The following is a 16,992-nucleotide window of genomic DNA, read 5'->3' on the forward strand; positions in this document are numbered from 1 at the left end:
GGACCGGCCTTTATGTCCTTTACTTGTCCGAGGAATCGGTTACGAGGCTGCGTTCACCGATATGGTGTCAAGGGCCGAAGGTGGGACGACAGCGGACGTTGAGTTGCGGAAGCTGATCGACCCGTTCAGGGTCGACAAGAGCCGGTCGTGCCTGCCTGGCCGCGGCCATTCACCACCCCCGCGTTGGGCGAGGGACGCACTGTCTCGGTTGCAGCAGCACGCGGAACGTGCCACTGGGGCGTCTCGCCGACGCCACGTTGCGCGACGCGAAGAGCCGTCGGCGAGGACGAGTCGACCGAATAATTCAGGCGGTGCCGTGCCGACGGCACGTGTTGCGCAGTCCGGCGTCGTCCTGGAAGGCGCTGAAGGTGACTCCCGCATGCTGCAATGCACCCGCCGCATCGAACCCGTCATGCTAGGATTTCTGCGTTCAACGCTGGCGTCAGGAGGGCAGCATGGACGGCTTCGTCAGACATCAGATCGAAGGCGCATCCGTCGAAATCGACGTGGTCCCGGTCACGCCGCGCGGCTATTGCGCGCGCTTCCGCATTTTCCGCGACGCTTCCGACAAACCCGAATGGCATCAGGTCCACGTGTCGGACAGCGTGTTCGACACCCCTGAAGAGGCCGAAGAAGCGGCACGCTCGATGGCCGTCGAGCAGGTTCTGGCCGGCGGTGGATCGTAACGTTTTGCTTCGGCGATTATTCATACCCGTCTGCCTTTGCACGCGTGACCGGTTCGGGTCGCGCGTCTTCTCTTTATCTGACGCCTGCGCAGTTCGCCCAGGCGCACGATGAGAAGGAGCAGTTTTTAACCTCGGACTCTAACTGCAGTTCGGACTAAAACCGGGGGCAGGTCGCTCAAACCGCACCCCGCCAACCGTCTCACCTGCCAACCCGTGCCCACTGGCCGGACAGCGGTGTTAATTAGCGCGCAACGGCTTCCGTGTTCCGGATGCTGCCCAGAAACCGCGTCAACTCCACCGTCTGCGGCCGCTCGAAGATATCTTCGGCCGTCCCGGTCTCCCACACCCTGCCCTGGTGCATGAACACGATCGTGTCGCTGACAGCACGCGCGAAGTTCATCTCGTGCGTGACCATGATCAGCGTCATGTCCTCGCGCGCGAGTTGCTCGACGACGCCCAGTACTTCGCCGACGAGCTCGGGATCGAGCGCGGACGTGATCTCGTCGCACAGCAGCACGCTCGGCTTCATCGCGAGCGCCCGCGCGATCGCGACGCGCTGCTGCTGGCCGCCCGACAACTGTTCCGGAAACGCGTCGAACTTGTCGCCGAGGCCGACGCGCTCGAGCATCAATTCCGCGATCGCGCGCGCCTGCTGGCGATGCGCCTTCTTCACGACCGACTGCGCGAGCATCACGTTCTGTCCGGCGCTCAGGTGCGGAAACAGGTTGTACTGCTGGAACACCATCCCGACCTTGAGCCGCAGCGCACGCAGGTCCGCGTGCCGCGCATCGACGCGCTCGCCGTCGATCGAGATCGTGCCCGCGTCGATGCTCTCGAGCCCGTTGAGCGTGCGCAGCAACGTGCTCTTGCCCGAGCCGCTGCGGCCGATGATCGAGACGACCTGCCCGCGCTCGACGGAGAAATCGATCCCCTTGAGCACATGATGGGTGCCGAAGTTCTTTTCGAGACCACGGGTTTCAACGAGCGGCATGCCATCTCCTTTGCAACGTGCGAGCATAACGGGTAAGCGGATAACAGAGCGCGAAATAGATCAGCGCGACGAGCCCGTACACGACGAACGGCCGGAACGTCGCGTTCGAGATCGCGATGCCGACCTTCGTCAGCTCGGTGAAGCCGATGATCGACACCAGCGCCGTATCCTTCACGGCCTGCACGCCGAAGCCGACCGTCGGCGCGATCGCGATGCGCGCGGCCTGCGGGAGGATCACGTGACGCAACTGCTCGATATAGCTCATGGCCAGGCTCGCTGACGCCTCCCACTGCCCTTTCGGCACCGCTTCGACGCAGCCGCGCCAGATTTCGGCGAGATACGCACTGGTGAAGAACGTGAGCCCTGCCGTGGCCGCGACCCACGGCGGAACGTCGAGCCCGACGAGCGGCAGGCCGAAGAACACGATGAACAGTTGCATCAGCAACGGGGTGCCCTGGAAAACCTCGATGTACAGCTTCGCGCTGCCGCGCAGCACCGTCGAACCCGACACGCGCATCACGAGCAGCCCGAGGCCGACGAGGCCGCCGGACACGAACGACACGATCGACAGCACGATCGTCCAGCGCGCGGCCAGCAGCAGGTTCGCGAGAATCTGCCCGAACGTGAAATCGGTCATCGCGCACCTCGCACGCGGCGGGAGAACAGCCGGCGCCCCATCGTGCCGAGCGCGCCACGCAGCAGCAGCGCCATCGCCAGATACGCGAGCGTGATGACGAAATACGTCTCGAATGCGCGGAAGTTGCGCGACTGGATGTAGCCCGCCGCATAGGTCAGGTCGGCCACCGAGATCTGCGACACCACCGCCGAACCGAGCATCGTGATCACGATCTGGCTCGAGAGCGCGGGAAACACCTTGGCGAGTGCCTGCGGCAGCACGACGTGGCGCAGCATCTGCGCGCGCGACATCGCAAGCGCGGATGCCGCCTCCAGATGCCCGTTCGGGACGGCGGCGACGCCCGCGCGCACGATCTCGACCGAGTACGCGCCGAGATTGAGCGTCATCGCGAGAATCGCGGCCGTGTATTCGTCGATGTGCACGCCGAGCGCGGGCAATCCGAAGAAGATGAAGAACAGCTGGACGACGAACGGCGTATTGCGGATCGCCTCGACGTACGCGCCGATCAGCGGGCGCAGCCGCATGGCCACGGGCGCGTCGGCGCTGTACGCGGCCGCGCCGAGCACGCCGATCGCCACGCCGAGCACGGTTGCAACCGCGGTCAGCGCGAGCGTGATCGTCGCGCCGCTCGCGAACACGCCGGCGTATTCGGCAAGCTCGCCGAATTGAAGCTGATAGCTCATGACGATTGAGTAAATTCGGGTTCGGACAATGACACCCGCCGCGCCGGCGGTGCCGGCCGCCGCGATGTATCAGGCGACACGGCGATCCGTCACAGGCCGGCCGGCAGCGGCTGGCCAAGCCACTTCCTCGACATCGCGCCCAGCGTGCCGTCCTGCTTCGCATGCGCGATCGCATCGTCGATCTTCGCGAGCAGGCGCGGTTCGTTCTTGTTGACGCCGACGAAGCATGGCGAATTCTTGATAACAAACTTGACCTCGGGCCGACGCGGCGGATTCTTCGCGAGAATCGCCGCCGCGACGATGTTGCCGGCGGCGATCAGTTGCACTTGCCCCGACAGGAACGCCTGGATCGTCGCGTTGTTGTCCTCGAAGCGCTTGATCGTCGCGTTCGGCGCAAGCTGCGACAGCGCGATCTCTTCCAGCGCGCCGCGCGTGGCGCCGACCGTCTTGCCGGTCAGGTCGTCGGGTGTGCTCACCTTCACGTCCGCCGGCCCGAACACGCCCTGGAAATACGGCGCGTACGCGGTCGAGAAGTCGATGACCTTCTCGCGCTCCGGGGTCTTGCCGAGCGACGAGATCACCATGTCGACCTTGTTGGTCGTCAGGTACGGAATTCGGTTGGCGCTGTTCACGGGCACCAGCTTCAGCTTGACGCCGAGCGCCTTGGCGAGCACGCCGGCCATGTCGATGTCATAGCCCTGCGGCTGCATGTCCGTGCCGACCGAGCCGAAAGGCGGATAGTCCTCGGGCACCGCGACGCGCAGCGCGCCGTTTTTCGCGATGGTATCGAGCGCATCGGCATGGGCCGGCGCGGCGGCGAACAGCGCCATCACGGGTGCGGCGATCAACGCAGCCAGCCAGGTGCGTCGGGGAAACGGTCGGGTCGTCGGGCTCACGGTGAATCTTCCTTGTCTGATATGTCGTCGTCTGGCAGTGCGAAACTATTGCGCTGCCGACACAACTCCAGCAAAAACCGGGCCATCGCCGTGAAACGCTTGCCGCACGGGCCCGAGGCGGAAATTCCGGCGAACCGCATTCCTCATTTCGGTGCATGCGCCGGCACCGGCGGCAGCGGTTGCCCTCGCAGTGCGCGCCGGCGCACCATATTAACTGACTGGTTCATCCGTCGCCGAGGCGCCCATGCACGGATTCGAACAGGCCCAGTCCAAATTTGCATTCCGTTTGTGACGGGAATTTCAGCCGAATACGTTCGCGACATACCGTGCCATTCGCCACGATCGGCGAATCGCAAGCAGGACGGGCACGCCTGATTCCGCGCCCTGGTCCTCCGGTACGAGTGGTTCCGATCGTCTCGCGATCGGGATGAACGCAATCACATCAAAATCAAAGCACGAGGACGCAATCATGGCATCGCTACCCGAACCGTCGACAACGGGCGAAACCGACAAACGCAGCTGGCTCGAATCGCACGAGGCCGGCTATCACAAGACCCTCGGCAATCGACAGGTGCAGATGATCGCGATCGGCGGGGCCATCGGCACCGGTCTGTTCCTCGGCGCGGGCGGCCGTCTGCAGGCCGCCGGACCGTCGCTCGCGATCGTCTATCTGGTATGCGGCGCGTTCTCGTTCCTGATCCTTCGCGCGCTCGGCGAACTCGTGATGCATCGCCCCAGCAGCGGCAGCTTCGTGTCGTACGCACGCGAATTCCTCGGCGAGAAGGCTTCGTTCGTCGCAGGCTGGATGTACTTTCTGAACTGGGCGATGACCGGCATCGTCGACATCACCGCCGTCGCGCTCTACATGCATTACTGGGCGCCGTTCGCAGGCGTGCCGCAGTGGGTTTTCGCGCTCGTCGCGCTCTGCATCGTCGCGACGATGAACCTGATCGGCGTGAAGTGGTTCGCCGAGATGGAGTTCTGGTTCGCGCTGATCAAGGTCGCCGCAATCGTGTTGTTTCTCGCGATCGGCTCCGTGCTCCTCGGCACGGGCGTGCAGGTCGCCGGCCATGACACCGGCATGCATCTGATCACCGACAACGGAGGGTTCTTTCCGCACGGAATGATGCCGGCGCTGGTACTGGTGCAGGGCGTGGTGTTCGCGTTCGCGGGCGTCGAACTGGTCGGCACGGCCGCCGGCGAATGCAAGGATGCGCGCAAGGTGCTGCCGCGCGCGATCAACAACGTGATCTGGCGCATCGCGATCTTCTACGTCGCGTCGGTCGTTCTGCTGGTCTGCCTGCTGCCGTGGAGTGCGTACAAGGCGGGCCAGAGCCCGTTCGTCACGTTCTTCGGCGCGCTCGGCGTGCCGGGCATCGGCTCGGTGATGAACCTGGTGGTGCTGACGGCGGCGCTGTCGAGCCTCAACTCCGGCCTGTATTCGACCGGGCGCGTGTTGCGTTCGCTGTCGATGGGCGGCTCGGCCCCCACGTTCCTCGGGCGAATGAGCGCGCAATCCGTGCCGTATGCGGGCATTCTGGTGACGGTCGCGATCTATGTGGTTGGCGTACTGCTCAACTATCTCGTGCCGTCAAGTGTGTTCGAGATCGTCCTGAACATCGCGTCGCTTGGCATCATCAGCACATGGGGCTTCATCGTCGTGTGCCAGATGAAGTTCCGCGCCGCGGTCAGGCGTGGCGAGGTGGACGACGTGTCGTTCAGGATGCCGGGCGCGCCCGTGACATCGTGGCTCACGCTGCTGTTCCTGCTCGGCGTGCTGGTGCTGATGGCATTCGACTACCCGAACGGTACGTGGACGATCGCATCAATCCCGCTGGTTGCACTGCTGCTCGTGGCTGGCTGGAAGTGGCTCAGCAGCCGCGCGCGCCGTGGGTTGCTCAAGCCGACGATTCCGTCGGTCACGCTGACACAGCAAGTGCTCGAGAAGGGCAACAACTAAGCCGACGCGCAATTGGGGGACGGCCTCCGGCCCGATGCAGGCCGCCTCGCGGAAAAAGAGAAAATTCAATGGCACTGTTTGACGAAATGCTTGCAGGCGATCAGGTTCGCCCGCCCTACTCGCGAGTCAAGGCATGGCTCGACGCGCAGAACCCCGCGAGCCTCGCCCAGAAAGCCCGCGACGCGGAGAACGTATTCCGCAAGACGGGCATCACGTTCGCCGTCTACGGCGACGCGGACGCCGCCGAGCGGCTGATCCCGTTCGACATCGTGCCGCGCATTATTTCCGGGAACGAGTGGAATCGGCTGTCGCTCGGCATCGAGCAGCGCGTGATGGCGCTCAATGCCTTCCTCGACGACATCTACCACCGCCAGGAAATCGTGCGCGCCGGGATCGTGCCGAAGCACCTGATCGCGCACAACGACGCGTTCCTGCCCGAGATGATCGACTTCCGGACGCCCGGCAACGTCTACACGCACATCATCGGCGTGGACATCGTGCGCACCGGCGAGAACCAGTTCTACGTGCTCGAGGACAACGCGCGCACGCCGTCCGGCGTGTCGTACATGCTGGAAAACCGCGAGATGATGATGCAGCTGTTCCCCGAGCTGTTCCAGCAGGTCAAGGTGCGGCCGGTCGAGACCTACCCGCAGATGCTGCGCCAGTCGCTCGCGGCCGTCTGCCCGCCGGGCGGCAACGGCGACAACCCGACCATCGCCGTGCTGACGCCCGGCATCCACAATTCCGCGTACTACGAACATTCGTTCCTCGCCGACCAGATGGGGGTGCACCTCGTCGAGGGCAGCGACCTGCAGGTGATCGACGACCGCGTCGCGATGCGCACCACCGAGGGCTTCCGGCCGATCGACGTGCTGTACCGCCGCGTCGACGACGCGTTCCTCGACCCGCTGACGTTCCGCCCCGACTCGGTGCTCGGCGTCGCGGGGATCATGGACGTGTACCGCGCGGGCAACATCACGATCGCGAACGCGCCCGGCACCGGCATCGCCGACGACAAGGCGATCTACTCGTACATGCCGGAAATCGTCGAGTTCTACACGGGCCGCAAGGCGCTGCTCGAGAACGTGCCGACCTGGCGCTGCGGCGAGGCGGACAGCCTGAAGTACGTGCTCGATCATCTCGACGAGCTGGTCGTGAAGGAAGTGCACGGCTCGGGCGGCTACGGGATGCTCGTCGGGCCGTGCGCGTCGAAGGCCGATATCCGCGGACAACCCGCCGCTGAACGACTGCGCGTGCGGCGGGAGAAAAGCGCGCCGCTGCTGGCAGCCATCAAGGCGTGGATGACGGACAAGCTCGCGACGCTGTCGAAGAAATCCGAGTTGGCCAAGGCAATCCGTTACTCGCACAACCAGTGGGAGGCGCTCATGCTGTACTGCGAAGAGGGCCGTGCCGAGATCAGCAACGCCTTGGCCGAAAACGCGCTGCGCTGCGTGAGTCCGGGTCGCAAGAACTTCCTGTTCGCCGGCTCCGATAGCGGGGGCGAGCGGGCTGCGGCGATGTACGGCCTGATCGGCACGTGCAAGCTCAACGGGATCAACCCGCGCGCCTGCCTCGAATACGTCCTGACCCATATCGCTGACCATCCCATCAACCGCATCGACGAACTGCTACCCTGGAACGTCGCCAAGAAACTGCCCCGGCAGCCGGATCCAGCACCATCGCCTGCATGATTGCCGGCCAGTGAGATCCAGGTCGCCCGAATCCCGATCATGCTTCACGCGGGCGTCGCATTGTGGACGGCCGTCGTGAGGTGCTTACATTGGCCGAGTACTCGCCGGCGGACACAAAGAGCGCGGACGACCGTCGAACCCCTGGAAGCTGCCATTGAAGTTGCGTGTGATCCAGTGGCCGAATCGGGTCGGCAAGCGACACCCACGGAATTCCACGAATCCCCTTTTTATCCGCAGCCCGCTATTCCCGCCGCTTCTCCGGCTGCGCCTCCGCGCATTCCGCGATCACCACCGCATACTGCCCGACAGCATCCGCGATACGTTCCGCCAGCGCGGGATCGCGCACCGCGCGCGCGAGCGTGACCCCGCCCGATAGCAGCGCGAGAAACGCGATCGCGCGCGCATCGTCGGGCGCGTCGCCCAGCCCGGACGACACTTCGTCGATGACCTGCCGCAACGCCTGTTCGTAAGCGTCGCGGGTGTCGTCGTCGGCGCGCATCACTTCCGGTGACAGGCTCGGCAGCGCGCAGCTTTCGCCGAGCGCGCAGGTGCGCCGCGGCCCCAGATAGAACGACACGAACGGGCGCCGCCAGCGCGCGCCGTGCTCGGCCTTGAACGCCGCGACGCCTTGCCGGAGCTGGTCGAGGCCGGCGAGGACGACGCTGCGGAACGCTTCGCCTTTCGATTTGAAGTGGCCGTAGAACGCGCCGTTGGTGACGCCCGCCGCCTTCGTCAGCGGACCGATGCCGGAGCCGCCATATCCCTCCTCGCGGAACAGGCGGCTCGCGGCATCGAGGATGCGCGCGCGGGTTTCGTGCTTGTGCTCGATCGAATAACGCATGACTGGCTCGTTTCAGAGAGATCGCGCTTTATCTTGCATAGAGAGCGATCGGTGTCTAATGTATAGAGAGTGACTGATATTTATATTACGTCACGATTCCGATGACCTGACCATGACCTGACCAGGAGGTGTGCGATGCCGATCACGCTGACAGTATCCGAAGGGGTTTTCACGCCGGACGACGAAGGGCCGGTGTTTGCCGAACTGACCGATGCGCTGCTGGATGTCGAAGGGTTGACCGGGAATGCGTTTCTGGCGCCGAACGTGGTGGGCACGCTGAACGTGCTGCCGCGCAACCGCACATTCGTGCGCGGGCGCGCGGAGCCCGCGGCGTTCGTCGAACTGAAGCTGCCCGCCGTGGCGCTCGCGGCGCCCGACGCGCAGCGGCAATTCGTCGAACGGGCGACCGCGATCGTGCTGCGGCGAGCGGGCGGGCGGCTGACGCCGGCGCAAGTCTGGGTGAATGTCGTCCACGCGGTCGACGGCGGATGGGGCATTGCCGGACGACGCTACGACAACGCGTCGCTCGTCGATTCGATCCGGAGCGCCGCGGCGGCACAGTGACCGCAACTAACGGTCAGCCCTGTTCGGCGCCGGCCGACGGTGCGGCGGCATCCCGCCGCACCGGTTACACCTCGTCGCCGGCAGCCCGCAGCGCGCGCACCAGTTCGTCGGCCGCCTTGCCGAGCCCCGTGTGCTTCGGCAAGCGCAGATACACGGGCAGCGCGAGGCCGTTGCGAATATTGGCGAACGTCAGCGGCGCAAGTTCGCCGTCGGCAACCTGACGCCCGATGACGGAGGCCGGCAGGTTCGCCCAGCCGTGGCCGGCCTTCACGAGCGAGATCGCGGTGGCCATGTCGTTGACCTTCCACGTCCGGTTGCCGATCACGGGCCGGATGTCGGTCAACGGCCGGTCCGCGTCGGCGATCACGATCTGCCGGAAGCCCGACAGCCGCTCGATCGCTTCCGGACGCGCGCATTCGGCAATCAGCGGATGGCCCGGCGCGGCTACCGCGACGAGGGTCTCGGTCCACAGCGCATGAATCTGCTCCTGCGGGTGGAGATCGAGCCCGCCGAAGGCCACGCAGAGATCGACGGCTGAGCGATGAAGCGCATCGACGATCACGTCCTGCGGCGCCGTGACGACGCTGATCGCCAGCGCGGGGTATTTCGCCGCGACCGCGGTGAGCGCCCGCGCGACGGGGCCGCCGTCGATCTCGGCCGCGATGCCGATGCGCAGCGTGTCTTCGACGCCTTCCGACAGATGCTGCGCGTGCGCGCGGAGCGCCTGCAGCCGTTCGGCGATCGAGCGCGCGTCGGGCAGCAGCGCCGCCATCGCCGCGGTCGGCGTGGGCTCGCGCGTGCCGCGGTTGAACAGCACGAGGCCCAGTTCGGCCTCGAGGTTCGCGATGGCCATGCTGACGGCCGACGGCGTGCGGCCCAGCGCGCGCGCCGCCGCGGAGAAGGAGCCCTTGTCGACGACGGTCAGCAGCATGTCGATGTGGTCGCTGGTGAGCACGAGCGGCCTCCTTTAAGCGAAATTGAAAGAACCTGACTTTTGCGGACCGCGGGGCCGCTGCTAGTCTCGACGCCTTGTCAGATTCGAAGGTGGATGTTCATGCAAGGTTGGAAGAGACGCATAGTCTATGTCGTGCTGTTCGAAGTGCTCGGCATCCTGATCGCGTCCGCGACGCTGGGCGCGCTGAGCGGCGCGGGCGCCGCGAAAAGCGGCATGCTGGGCGTGATGATCTCGACGACGGGCGTCGTCGTCAATTTCCTGTACAACCTCGCGTTCGAGGCGTGGGAGCGTCGCCGCGCGGCGACGACCCGCTCCGTGGGGCGCCGCGTGCTGCACGCGATCGGGTTCCAGGTCGCGCTCGTGACGTTCCTGATCCCGCTGATCGCGTGGTGGCTCGATGTGTCGCTGCTGCAGGCGTTTCTGTACGACGCCGTGCTGATCGTGTTCTTCCCGATCTTCACGTTCGTCTACAACTGGTCGTTCGATGGCGTGTTCGGGCTGCCGGATGCGGTGACGCGGAAGGTCGAGCCGCAGGTCTAGGCGGCGTATCGCCGACGGGCCGCATGCCAGCCGGCCGGCCGAACTGCGCAAGCAGATCTACAGGACCGCGGCACCGGCACCGGCGCCGCATGGCGGGAGAGAGAGCAGGCGCGCCGTTCGAACGCGCCGCCCGAACGGTTACGCCGCGATGAACTCGTGAACGTAGCGATTGAACACGCCGGGCGCCGCGGCGTTCATCCCGTGCGACGCACCGGCGACGGTTTGCCGCTGCGCGTCGCCGATCCACTGCGCGAGCGTGTCGACGTTGTGGCGGAACATCTTCGGGCTGCGCTGACCGTCGATCAGCAGCGTGCGGCATGCGACATCCGCGGCCGCATCGCGCGAATACGCGGGCAGCGGGTCGCGCAATTGTTTCGGCAGCGTGCTCGCGTTGTCGATCGCCATCGTGCGGAAGCTCGCGGTGCTCTTCTTCCACGCGCCGGGGAGGCTGACCGAGTCGACGAACGTTTCGAGCCCCGCTTCGACGTCGCCGTTCTCGATCAGGCTCACGGCCTTCGTGCGCAGCGCGATCGCGGCCGGCGGCAGCGTCGCCTCGCGCACGCCTTCCTGCTGCAGCGGGCCGCCCGGGTCGGCGAGCGTCAGCGTCTCGACGAGGTGGGGATGGTGGCGCGCGACGTTGAACGCGACGCTGCCGCCGCGCGAGTGGCCGACGAGATGCACCGGGCCGAGATCGAGCGCGTCGATGAATTCGGCGAGCTCGTCGACGTGGTTCTGCCAGCTGAACTCGTTCTGGATGCCGGCTTCAACTGCCGGCCAGTAGTGGCTGAGGCTCGGCGCGATGCAGCGATAGTGCGCCGACAGCGCAGCGAGCTGCGGGTCCCAGTAGCGATAGTCGCAAAGCGACCCATGAACGAACACCATCGGCGCGCCCGTGCCCTGCTCGACATACGGCAGGCTGATGCCTGACGACAGCGTCGCAAATTGCAGGTCGGGGTTCGCGAGCACCGAAGGCTCGATTCGCATGTTCATGACTGAAAAAACTCACAGGTGCGTCATCACGTCGCAACTATGCCCGACCGCGGCGTGTAAGCAAAACGCATAATTTTCATCGCATCGATCAATTTTATTGATGGCGAGCCCGCAAAGCCCGATCAGGGCAAGCGCGCTCGATCGGGCAGGGCATTTGTCCGATGGTTGTATGCGAAACGAAAGCCGGGATGCCGCGCGCCGGCGCGGCGTGAAGGAGGGGCGGGAGAGGGGCCCGGCGGGCGTAGGGGCGAGCGTTTCCGCGCGCCGTCAGCGCACCGCGAAGCCGGGTGCCGAGCGTGCGTCGACCGGCAGGTCGTTGTCGTCGGCGAACCGCATCGCGAACTCGAATGCGTCGGGGCACACGGCCCGCAATTCGTGCGACACGAGCAGGCACTTGACGCCGCCGTCGACGACGGGCGCCGCGAGCCGCGTCAGCGCGCTCGGGAAGCCCGGCCGCTTTTCGCCGACGAACAGCGTGATCACGCCCGCGAGACGCTCGGGCCAGTCGCCCGGCCGGAACGTCTTCTGCGCGCGGGTGACGCCCCGGATCAGATAGCCGTCGGTCACGCCCTGCTCGGTGAGGTTGAAGCGATCCATGCCTGTACGATCCTCGTTCGCCTGCCGTATGCCGCCGTCCGTACGCATTAAGCGTCGCCGCCTTCAGCCGGCGCATCGCCGCGCAGGTGGCGCAGCTTGTGATAAAGCGTCTTCTTCGGCATCCCGAGCGCGTCGCTGGCGTCCGCGACGTTGCCGTGGTGCCGGCGCAGCATGTCCTCGATCAGCATGCGCTCGAAATACGCGAGCTGCTCCGCGAGCGTGCCGCCCTTCGCGGGCGCGCCGCCGGACGCCGACAGCAGGCTGTCGCCGGTCAGCCCGAGCACGAAGCGGTCGGCGACGTTCTGCAGCTCGCGCACGTTGCCGGGCCACTGGTGCGTCATCAGTTCGGACACCTGCGCGGCGCTCACGACGGGCGCGGGCTGCCCGAAGCGGCGCGCGGCCGCGAGCACGAAGTGCTCGAACAAGAGCGGCACGTCTTCGCGCCGCTCGCGCAGCGGCGGCAGCTCGATCTGCGCGACGTTCAATCGGTACAGCAGGTCCGCGCGAAAGCGCCCGTCGGCCGCGAGCTCGGCGAGGTCGGCCTTCGACGCGGCGACCACGCGGCAATCGACCGGAATCAGCTCGTTCGCGCCGAGCCGTTCGACCACGCGTTCCTGCAGCACGCGCAGCATCTTGACCTGCAGCGGAATCGGCATCGTCTCGATCTCGTCGAGGAACAGCGTGCCGCCGTGCGCCCACTCGATCTTGCCGATGCGCTTCTTGATCGCGCCCGTGAACGCGCCGGCCTCGTGGCCGAACAGCTCGCTCTCGAACACCTGTTCCGGCAGGCCGCCGCAGTTCAGCGCAACGAAATGCGCGTCGCGCCGCCCGCCGAAATCGTGCAGGCTGCGCGCGATCAGCTCCTTGCCGGTGCCGGTCTCGCCGGTGATCAGCACCGACACCGACGTATCGGCGAGCCGCAGGATCTTCTTGCGGACGTCCGCCATCGCCGGCGACTTGCCGAGCACGAGCGCCTCGATGCCCTGCCAGTTGTGCAGCGCCGCGCGCAGGCCCTGCACCTCGAGCGTGAGGCGCCGCTTCTCGACCGCGCGCGCGACGCGCCCGGCGATCACGTCGGACGAGAACGGCTTCTCGATGAAGTCGTACGCGCCGACCTGCATCGCGCCGACGGCCGTCGAGATGTCCGCGTGGCCGCTGATCAGCACGACCGGGATCTGCGCATCGATCGCCATCACGCGGTCGAGCAGCTGCAAGCCGTCGATGCCCGGCATCCGCACGTCCGACACGATCACGACCGGCGCGCCGGGCGCGACGTGCGCGAGCGCGTCGGCCGCCGACGCGAACGCGTCGACCGGAAACCCGGCGAGCGCGACCGCCTGCTCGACACCGATCCGGACGTTCTCATCGTCCTCGACGACCAGCACCCGAATCTCATCTTCCATGCTCTGTCCTTTGCAGCGTGGCCGCTGCGAAATCGATACTGAACTGCGCGCCGCCCTCGTCGCCGTCGTGACGGTTGGCGGCCGTGATCTTCGCGCCGAACCCTTCGACGATGCGCGACGTGATCGCGAGGCCGAGCCCGAGGCCCTGCCCGCGCGGCTTGGTCGTGACGAACGGCTCGAACAGGTGCGGGAGCACCTCCGGCGCGATGCCCGCGCCGCTGTCGGAGATCGTGAAGCGCACGCGGCCTTGCGGATCGGGCTCGCCGGCTTCGATGACGATCGTGCGCGCGGCGGCGTCGCGCACCGCGTCGAGCGCGTTGCCGAGCAGGTTCACGATCACCTGCTGAAGCTGGCTCGATTCCGCGTACACGGTCGTGCCGGGCGGAATCCGCACGTCGAGCGTCACGCCCTCGTCGCGAATCCGCGCATCGTAGATGAGCCGCGCATGCGCGACCGCTTCGCCGAGCGACACCGCGACGCGCTCGATGTCCGGCTTGCGCGCGAATGTCTTCAGCTCGCCGGTCAGCACCGCCATGCTGTCGACGAGGCGGCCGATGCGTTCGAGATTGGCGAGCGCCTGCGCCGGCTGGTTGCGTTCGAAGAAGGTGCGCGCGTTGTCGCACAGCGTGCGGATCGCGACGAGCGGCTGGTTCAGCTCGTGCGTGAGGCCCGCGGCCATCTGCCCGAGCACCGCGAGCTTGCCCGCATGCACGACCTCCTGCTGCGAATCGCGCAGGCGCTGCTCGGTGCGCTCGCGCTCGACGATCTCCTGCTGCATCCGTTCGTTCGCGGCCGTCAGCGCGGCCGTGCGCTGCGCGACGGTCAATTCGAGCCGGTCGTTCGCGCGACGCAGCGCGTCCTGCGCATTGAGCCGCGCGGCGATCGTGCGGCGGCGCTGGATCGCATACGCGGCATAGAGCGCGGCGATCAGGAACGCGCCCGTCACGAACGCGAACGCCATCTGCTGCTGGCGCCGCGCGCCGGCGACGTCGAGCAGCACCATCAGCGAATCGCCGGCCTGCGGCGCGGGCCGCGACATCACCAGATAGCGCGCGGTGCGTCCCGGGCGATGCAGGTCGGGAAACTCGCCGAGCCACGCGGCGGCGTTCCAGCCGCCGACTCGCCGGTACGGCAGCGCCTCGACCGTGCGGCCCGCGTATTGGCGCGACGCCTGGATGTCGCGCTGCTGCTGCGCGGTGACCGGCCGCAGCGCGGCGAACTTCCATTCGGGTTCGGTCGAGATGACGATCACGCCGTTGCCGTCGACCACCATCGCCGCGACGCCGGGCGCGCGCCACGCGAATTCGAGCGCGTCGACGCTGACCTTGACGGCTGCAGCTCCAAGCGTGCGGCCGTCGTCGCGGACCGCGCTCGCGAAATACAGCCCGGGAATGCCGGTGTTGGTGCCGATGCCGAAGAAGCGGCCGCTGCCGTGCGCGAGCGCATCCTTGAAGTAAGGCCGGTACGACACGTTGGTGCCGATGAAGCTGACCGGCTGGTTCCAGTTGCTCGCGGCGATCACCGAGCCTTGCAGGTCGATCACGTCGACCGCGCCGCTGCCCGCGTCGCGATTCACCGCTTCGAGGTAGGTGTTGACCGTGTGCAGCAGGTCGGGAGATTCATCCGGCGGCGCTTTCAGCAGCGCGCGCACGCCGTCCTGACGCGCGACGAGCGCGGGCAGCAGCTCGAAGCGGCCGAGTTCGCTCTTCAGGCTCGCCGCGTACAGGTCGAGCCGGTGCGCGCCGACCTCCTCGAGCCCGTCGATCGCGCGATCCCACGCGAACTCGACCGTGGCGGCCGTCACGCCGACATACAGCGCGACCGCCGCCGCCCAACCCCACCACGCGATTCCCTTGAAACTCGTCTGCACGTTCGCCCTCATCGATGCCCGTCGCCGGCCTGCCGGATGCGCATGCGCCGCGCGCCGGGCGAACCGGCGGCGGCGCTGCGCATCACGTGGCCGTCGCGAGCGGACGCGCGGCGACGCGTCATCCGAGATGCGCCAGCAGGATCAGCGTCACCGTGACGACGATTGCGCCGCCGATGCGCGTCGCGATCTGCGCGAACGGCATCAGCTGCATCCGGTTCGCGGCGGTCAGGATCGCGACGTCGCCGGTGCCGCCTTGCCCGCTGTGGCATGCGTTCACGATGGCCGTGTCGATAGGGTACATCTTCATCAGGCGGCCGACCACGAAGCCCGTGCCCATCAGCGTCGCGACCGTCGCGACGATCGTGATCACGTTGACCAGCGTGAACGCGGCGGTCAGCTTGTCCCACGGCGTCATCGCGACGCCGATCGCGAACAGCAGCGGATAGGTGACGGCGGTCGAGAAGAACTTGTAGACGACGAACGCGCCTTCCTGCAGCGGCGGCGACACCGCGCGCGCGAGCTTCACGAGCACCGCGAGGAACAGCATCGCGACCGGCGCGGGCAGGCCGAACAGCTTGTGCGCCATCAGGCCGACCAGGTACAGCGTGATCGCGGTGATGCCGGCGCCCGCGATGTGCGTGACGTCGACGTGGCCGCGGATCTCTTCGTTTTCCGGCGTCATGTCGCCGCTTTCGCCGACCTGCAGGCGGCCGTTGCCGGTCAGGTGCGGCAGGCGCTTGCCGAGCATGTCGAGCGCGCCGGACAGGATGATCGCGGTCAGGCTGCCGAGCATCACCGGCGGCAGCACGGCCGCGAACATCTCGCCTTGCGGCAGGTGCAGGATTTCCGAATAGCCGATCGACAGCGGGATCGCGCCTTCGCCGACGCCGCCCGCCATGATCGGCACGACGATGTACAGCAGCGTGTGCCGCGCGCCGAGGCCGAGCGCGGTGCCGACGGCCGTGCCGACGATCGCCGCGGCGATCGAGCCGACCGCGAGCGGGATGAAGATCTTCAGGAAGCCCTGGATCAGCACGCGCCGGTCCATGCTCAGGATGCTGCCGACGATGATCGACGCGATGAACAGGTACAGGAAGTTCGTCGACTTCGTGAACTCGGTCGTGAGGGTCAGCACGGGCTTCGGCAGCACGTGATAGTAGGTCAGCGCGGACGGCACGAAGGTCGCGAAGATCGCCGCGGCGCCGATGTTGCGCAGGAGCGGCAGGCGCTTGCCGAGTTCCGCGCAGGTGAAGCCGAAGAACGCGAGCACGGCGATCGCCATCGAGATCTCGCCGGGCACCTTGCCGGTGACCGAGAAGCCGACGATCAGCGCGAGCAGGATGAAGTAGATCGGCAGCGGGATGATGCCGATGCGGATTTCCATCAGCTTCCACCAGCCTTCCGGCCAGAAACGGGTGCGCGTGTCGGAACGGGGCGCGGCGCTCGGCTCCGCGTGGATCGGGGTGGACGTAGAGGTCTGCAAGACGTGTCTCCTTGGATTTGGAATGCCGGCGCTGCTTCGTTGCTGCGCGGCATCGTGTGCCGACAATTACGCAACGTCCGTGCCAGCGGCGATCCTGCGGAGGAATCTGCAACGCGTTGATTTGACGGGGGTTTCCGTTGTCTGATGTTTGGGTGGCGCGGGCGGCGTTCCGAAACTTCGGAATCCGCCCCGCGCGCAGGCCGAG

The 16,992-nt window shown here is 66.7% G+C and carries 16 protein-coding genes; 5 read left to right on the top strand and 11 right to left on the bottom strand.

Annotated features, from left to right (window positions below; translation table 11 throughout):
* Positions 1–455 precede the first annotated feature (455 nt).
* The gene (locus tag KY49_RS12210; RefSeq protein ID WP_010095929.1) at positions 456–686 is read left to right on the top strand and encodes a hypothetical protein; all 231 of its coding nucleotides are present in this window, start codon (positions 456–458) and stop codon (positions 684–686) included.
* A 241-nt stretch (positions 687–927) separates the two neighbouring features.
* Here KY49_RS12210 and KY49_RS12215 read toward each other — a convergent pair whose 3' ends face one another.
* The 4 genes from KY49_RS12215 to KY49_RS12230 all read right to left on the bottom strand — a co-directional run bounded on the left by KY49_RS12215 (position 928) and on the right by KY49_RS12230 (position 3,893).
* Complete coding sequence (locus KY49_RS12215) at positions 928–1,677, bottom strand: amino acid ABC transporter ATP-binding protein (protein ID WP_042584911.1); 750 nt, start codon at positions 1,675–1,677, stop codon at positions 928–930.
* Complete coding sequence (locus tag KY49_RS12220; RefSeq protein WP_042584912.1) at positions 1,664–2,314, bottom strand: amino acid ABC transporter permease; 651 nt, start codon at positions 2,312–2,314, stop codon at positions 1,664–1,666. The genes KY49_RS12215 and KY49_RS12220 overlap by 14 nt, the downstream gene beginning before the upstream one ends.
* The gene (locus tag KY49_RS12225; RefSeq protein ID WP_010097592.1) at positions 2,311–2,997 is read right to left on the bottom strand and encodes an amino acid ABC transporter permease; all 687 of its coding nucleotides are present in this window, start codon (positions 2,995–2,997) and stop codon (positions 2,311–2,313) included. Before KY49_RS12225 ends, KY49_RS12220 begins: the two co-directional genes overlap by 4 nt.
* An 89-nt stretch (positions 2,998–3,086) precedes the next feature.
* On the bottom strand, positions 3,087–3,893 hold the full coding sequence (locus tag KY49_RS12230) for a transporter substrate-binding domain-containing protein (protein WP_042584913.1): 807 nt from the start codon (positions 3,891–3,893) through the stop codon (positions 3,087–3,089).
* Positions 3,894–4,362: 469 nt separating this feature from the next.
* Here KY49_RS12230 and ansP point away from each other — a divergent pair, with 469 nt between their 5' ends.
* Positions 4,363–5,853 carry an L-asparagine permease gene (ansP, locus tag KY49_RS12235; protein ID WP_042584914.1) on the top strand — a complete coding sequence of 497 codons (1,491 nt, stop codon included), beginning with the start codon at positions 4,363–4,365 and terminating at the stop codon, positions 5,851–5,853.
* A 68-nt stretch (positions 5,854–5,921) separates the two neighbouring features.
* Positions 5,922–7,544 (top strand): circularly permuted type 2 ATP-grasp protein, encoded by a 1,623-nt coding sequence (locus tag KY49_RS39235; protein ID WP_082062333.1) that lies wholly within the window; start codon positions 5,922–5,924, stop codon positions 7,542–7,544.
* A 241-nt stretch (positions 7,545–7,785) separates the two neighbouring features.
* Here the strand turns inward: KY49_RS39235 and KY49_RS12245 are convergent, their stop codons facing one another.
* Entirely contained in the window at positions 7,786–8,385 is a 600-nt protein-coding gene (locus KY49_RS12245) for a TetR/AcrR family transcriptional regulator (protein WP_042584915.1), read from the bottom strand.
* 135 nt (positions 8,386–8,520) lie between these two features.
* Between KY49_RS12245 and KY49_RS12250 the strand changes: the two genes are divergently transcribed.
* Positions 8,521–8,949 carry a hypothetical protein gene (locus KY49_RS12250; protein ID WP_042584916.1) on the top strand — a complete coding sequence of 143 codons (429 nt, stop codon included), beginning with the start codon at positions 8,521–8,523 and terminating at the stop codon, positions 8,947–8,949.
* A 64-nt stretch (positions 8,950–9,013) separates the two neighbouring features.
* Here KY49_RS12250 and KY49_RS12255 read toward each other — a convergent pair whose 3' ends face one another.
* Positions 9,014–9,904, bottom strand: a complete 891-nt coding sequence (locus KY49_RS12255) for a LysR family transcriptional regulator (protein WP_042584917.1) — start codon at positions 9,902–9,904, stop codon at positions 9,014–9,016.
* Between the two features lie 99 nt (positions 9,905–10,003).
* Here KY49_RS12255 and KY49_RS12260 point away from each other — a divergent pair, with 99 nt between their 5' ends.
* Positions 10,004–10,444 (top strand): PACE efflux transporter, encoded by a 441-nt coding sequence (locus KY49_RS12260; protein ID WP_029226946.1) that lies wholly within the window; start codon positions 10,004–10,006, stop codon positions 10,442–10,444.
* Positions 10,445–10,582: 138 nt separating this feature from the next.
* Here the strand turns inward: KY49_RS12260 and KY49_RS12265 are convergent, their stop codons facing one another.
* The 5 genes from KY49_RS12265 to KY49_RS12285 all read right to left on the bottom strand — a co-directional run bounded on the left by KY49_RS12265 (position 10,583) and on the right by KY49_RS12285 (position 16,763).
* Positions 10,583–11,434, bottom strand: coding sequence for an alpha/beta fold hydrolase (locus tag KY49_RS12265; protein WP_042584918.1), 852 nt, complete (start codon positions 11,432–11,434; stop codon positions 10,583–10,585).
* A gap of 267 nt (positions 11,435–11,701) precedes the next feature.
* Positions 11,702–12,031, bottom strand: coding sequence for a DUF3579 domain-containing protein (locus KY49_RS12270; RefSeq protein ID WP_042584919.1), 330 nt, complete (start codon positions 12,029–12,031; stop codon positions 11,702–11,704).
* Positions 12,032–12,078: 47 nt separating this feature from the next.
* A complete protein-coding gene (locus tag KY49_RS12275) occupies positions 12,079–13,434 on the bottom strand; it encodes a sigma-54-dependent transcriptional regulator (protein ID WP_042584920.1) in 1,356 nt (451 codons plus the stop codon).
* Positions 13,424–15,316, bottom strand: a complete 1,893-nt coding sequence (locus KY49_RS12280; protein ID WP_042584921.1) for a sensor histidine kinase — start codon at positions 15,314–15,316, stop codon at positions 13,424–13,426. Before KY49_RS12280 ends, KY49_RS12275 begins: the two co-directional genes overlap by 11 nt.
* A 106-nt stretch (positions 15,317–15,422) precedes the next feature.
* Positions 15,423–16,763 carry a 2-hydroxycarboxylate transporter family protein gene (locus tag KY49_RS12285; protein ID WP_088502068.1) on the bottom strand — a complete coding sequence of 447 codons (1,341 nt, stop codon included), beginning with the start codon at positions 16,761–16,763 and terminating at the stop codon, positions 15,423–15,425.
* Positions 16,764–16,992: the final 229 nt, after the last annotated feature.

Origin of the sequence: Burkholderia sp. MSHR3999 (assembly GCF_000833595.1) — a bacterium.
Lineage (GTDB): Bacteria > Pseudomonadota > Gammaproteobacteria > Burkholderiales > Burkholderiaceae > Burkholderia > Burkholderia ubonensis.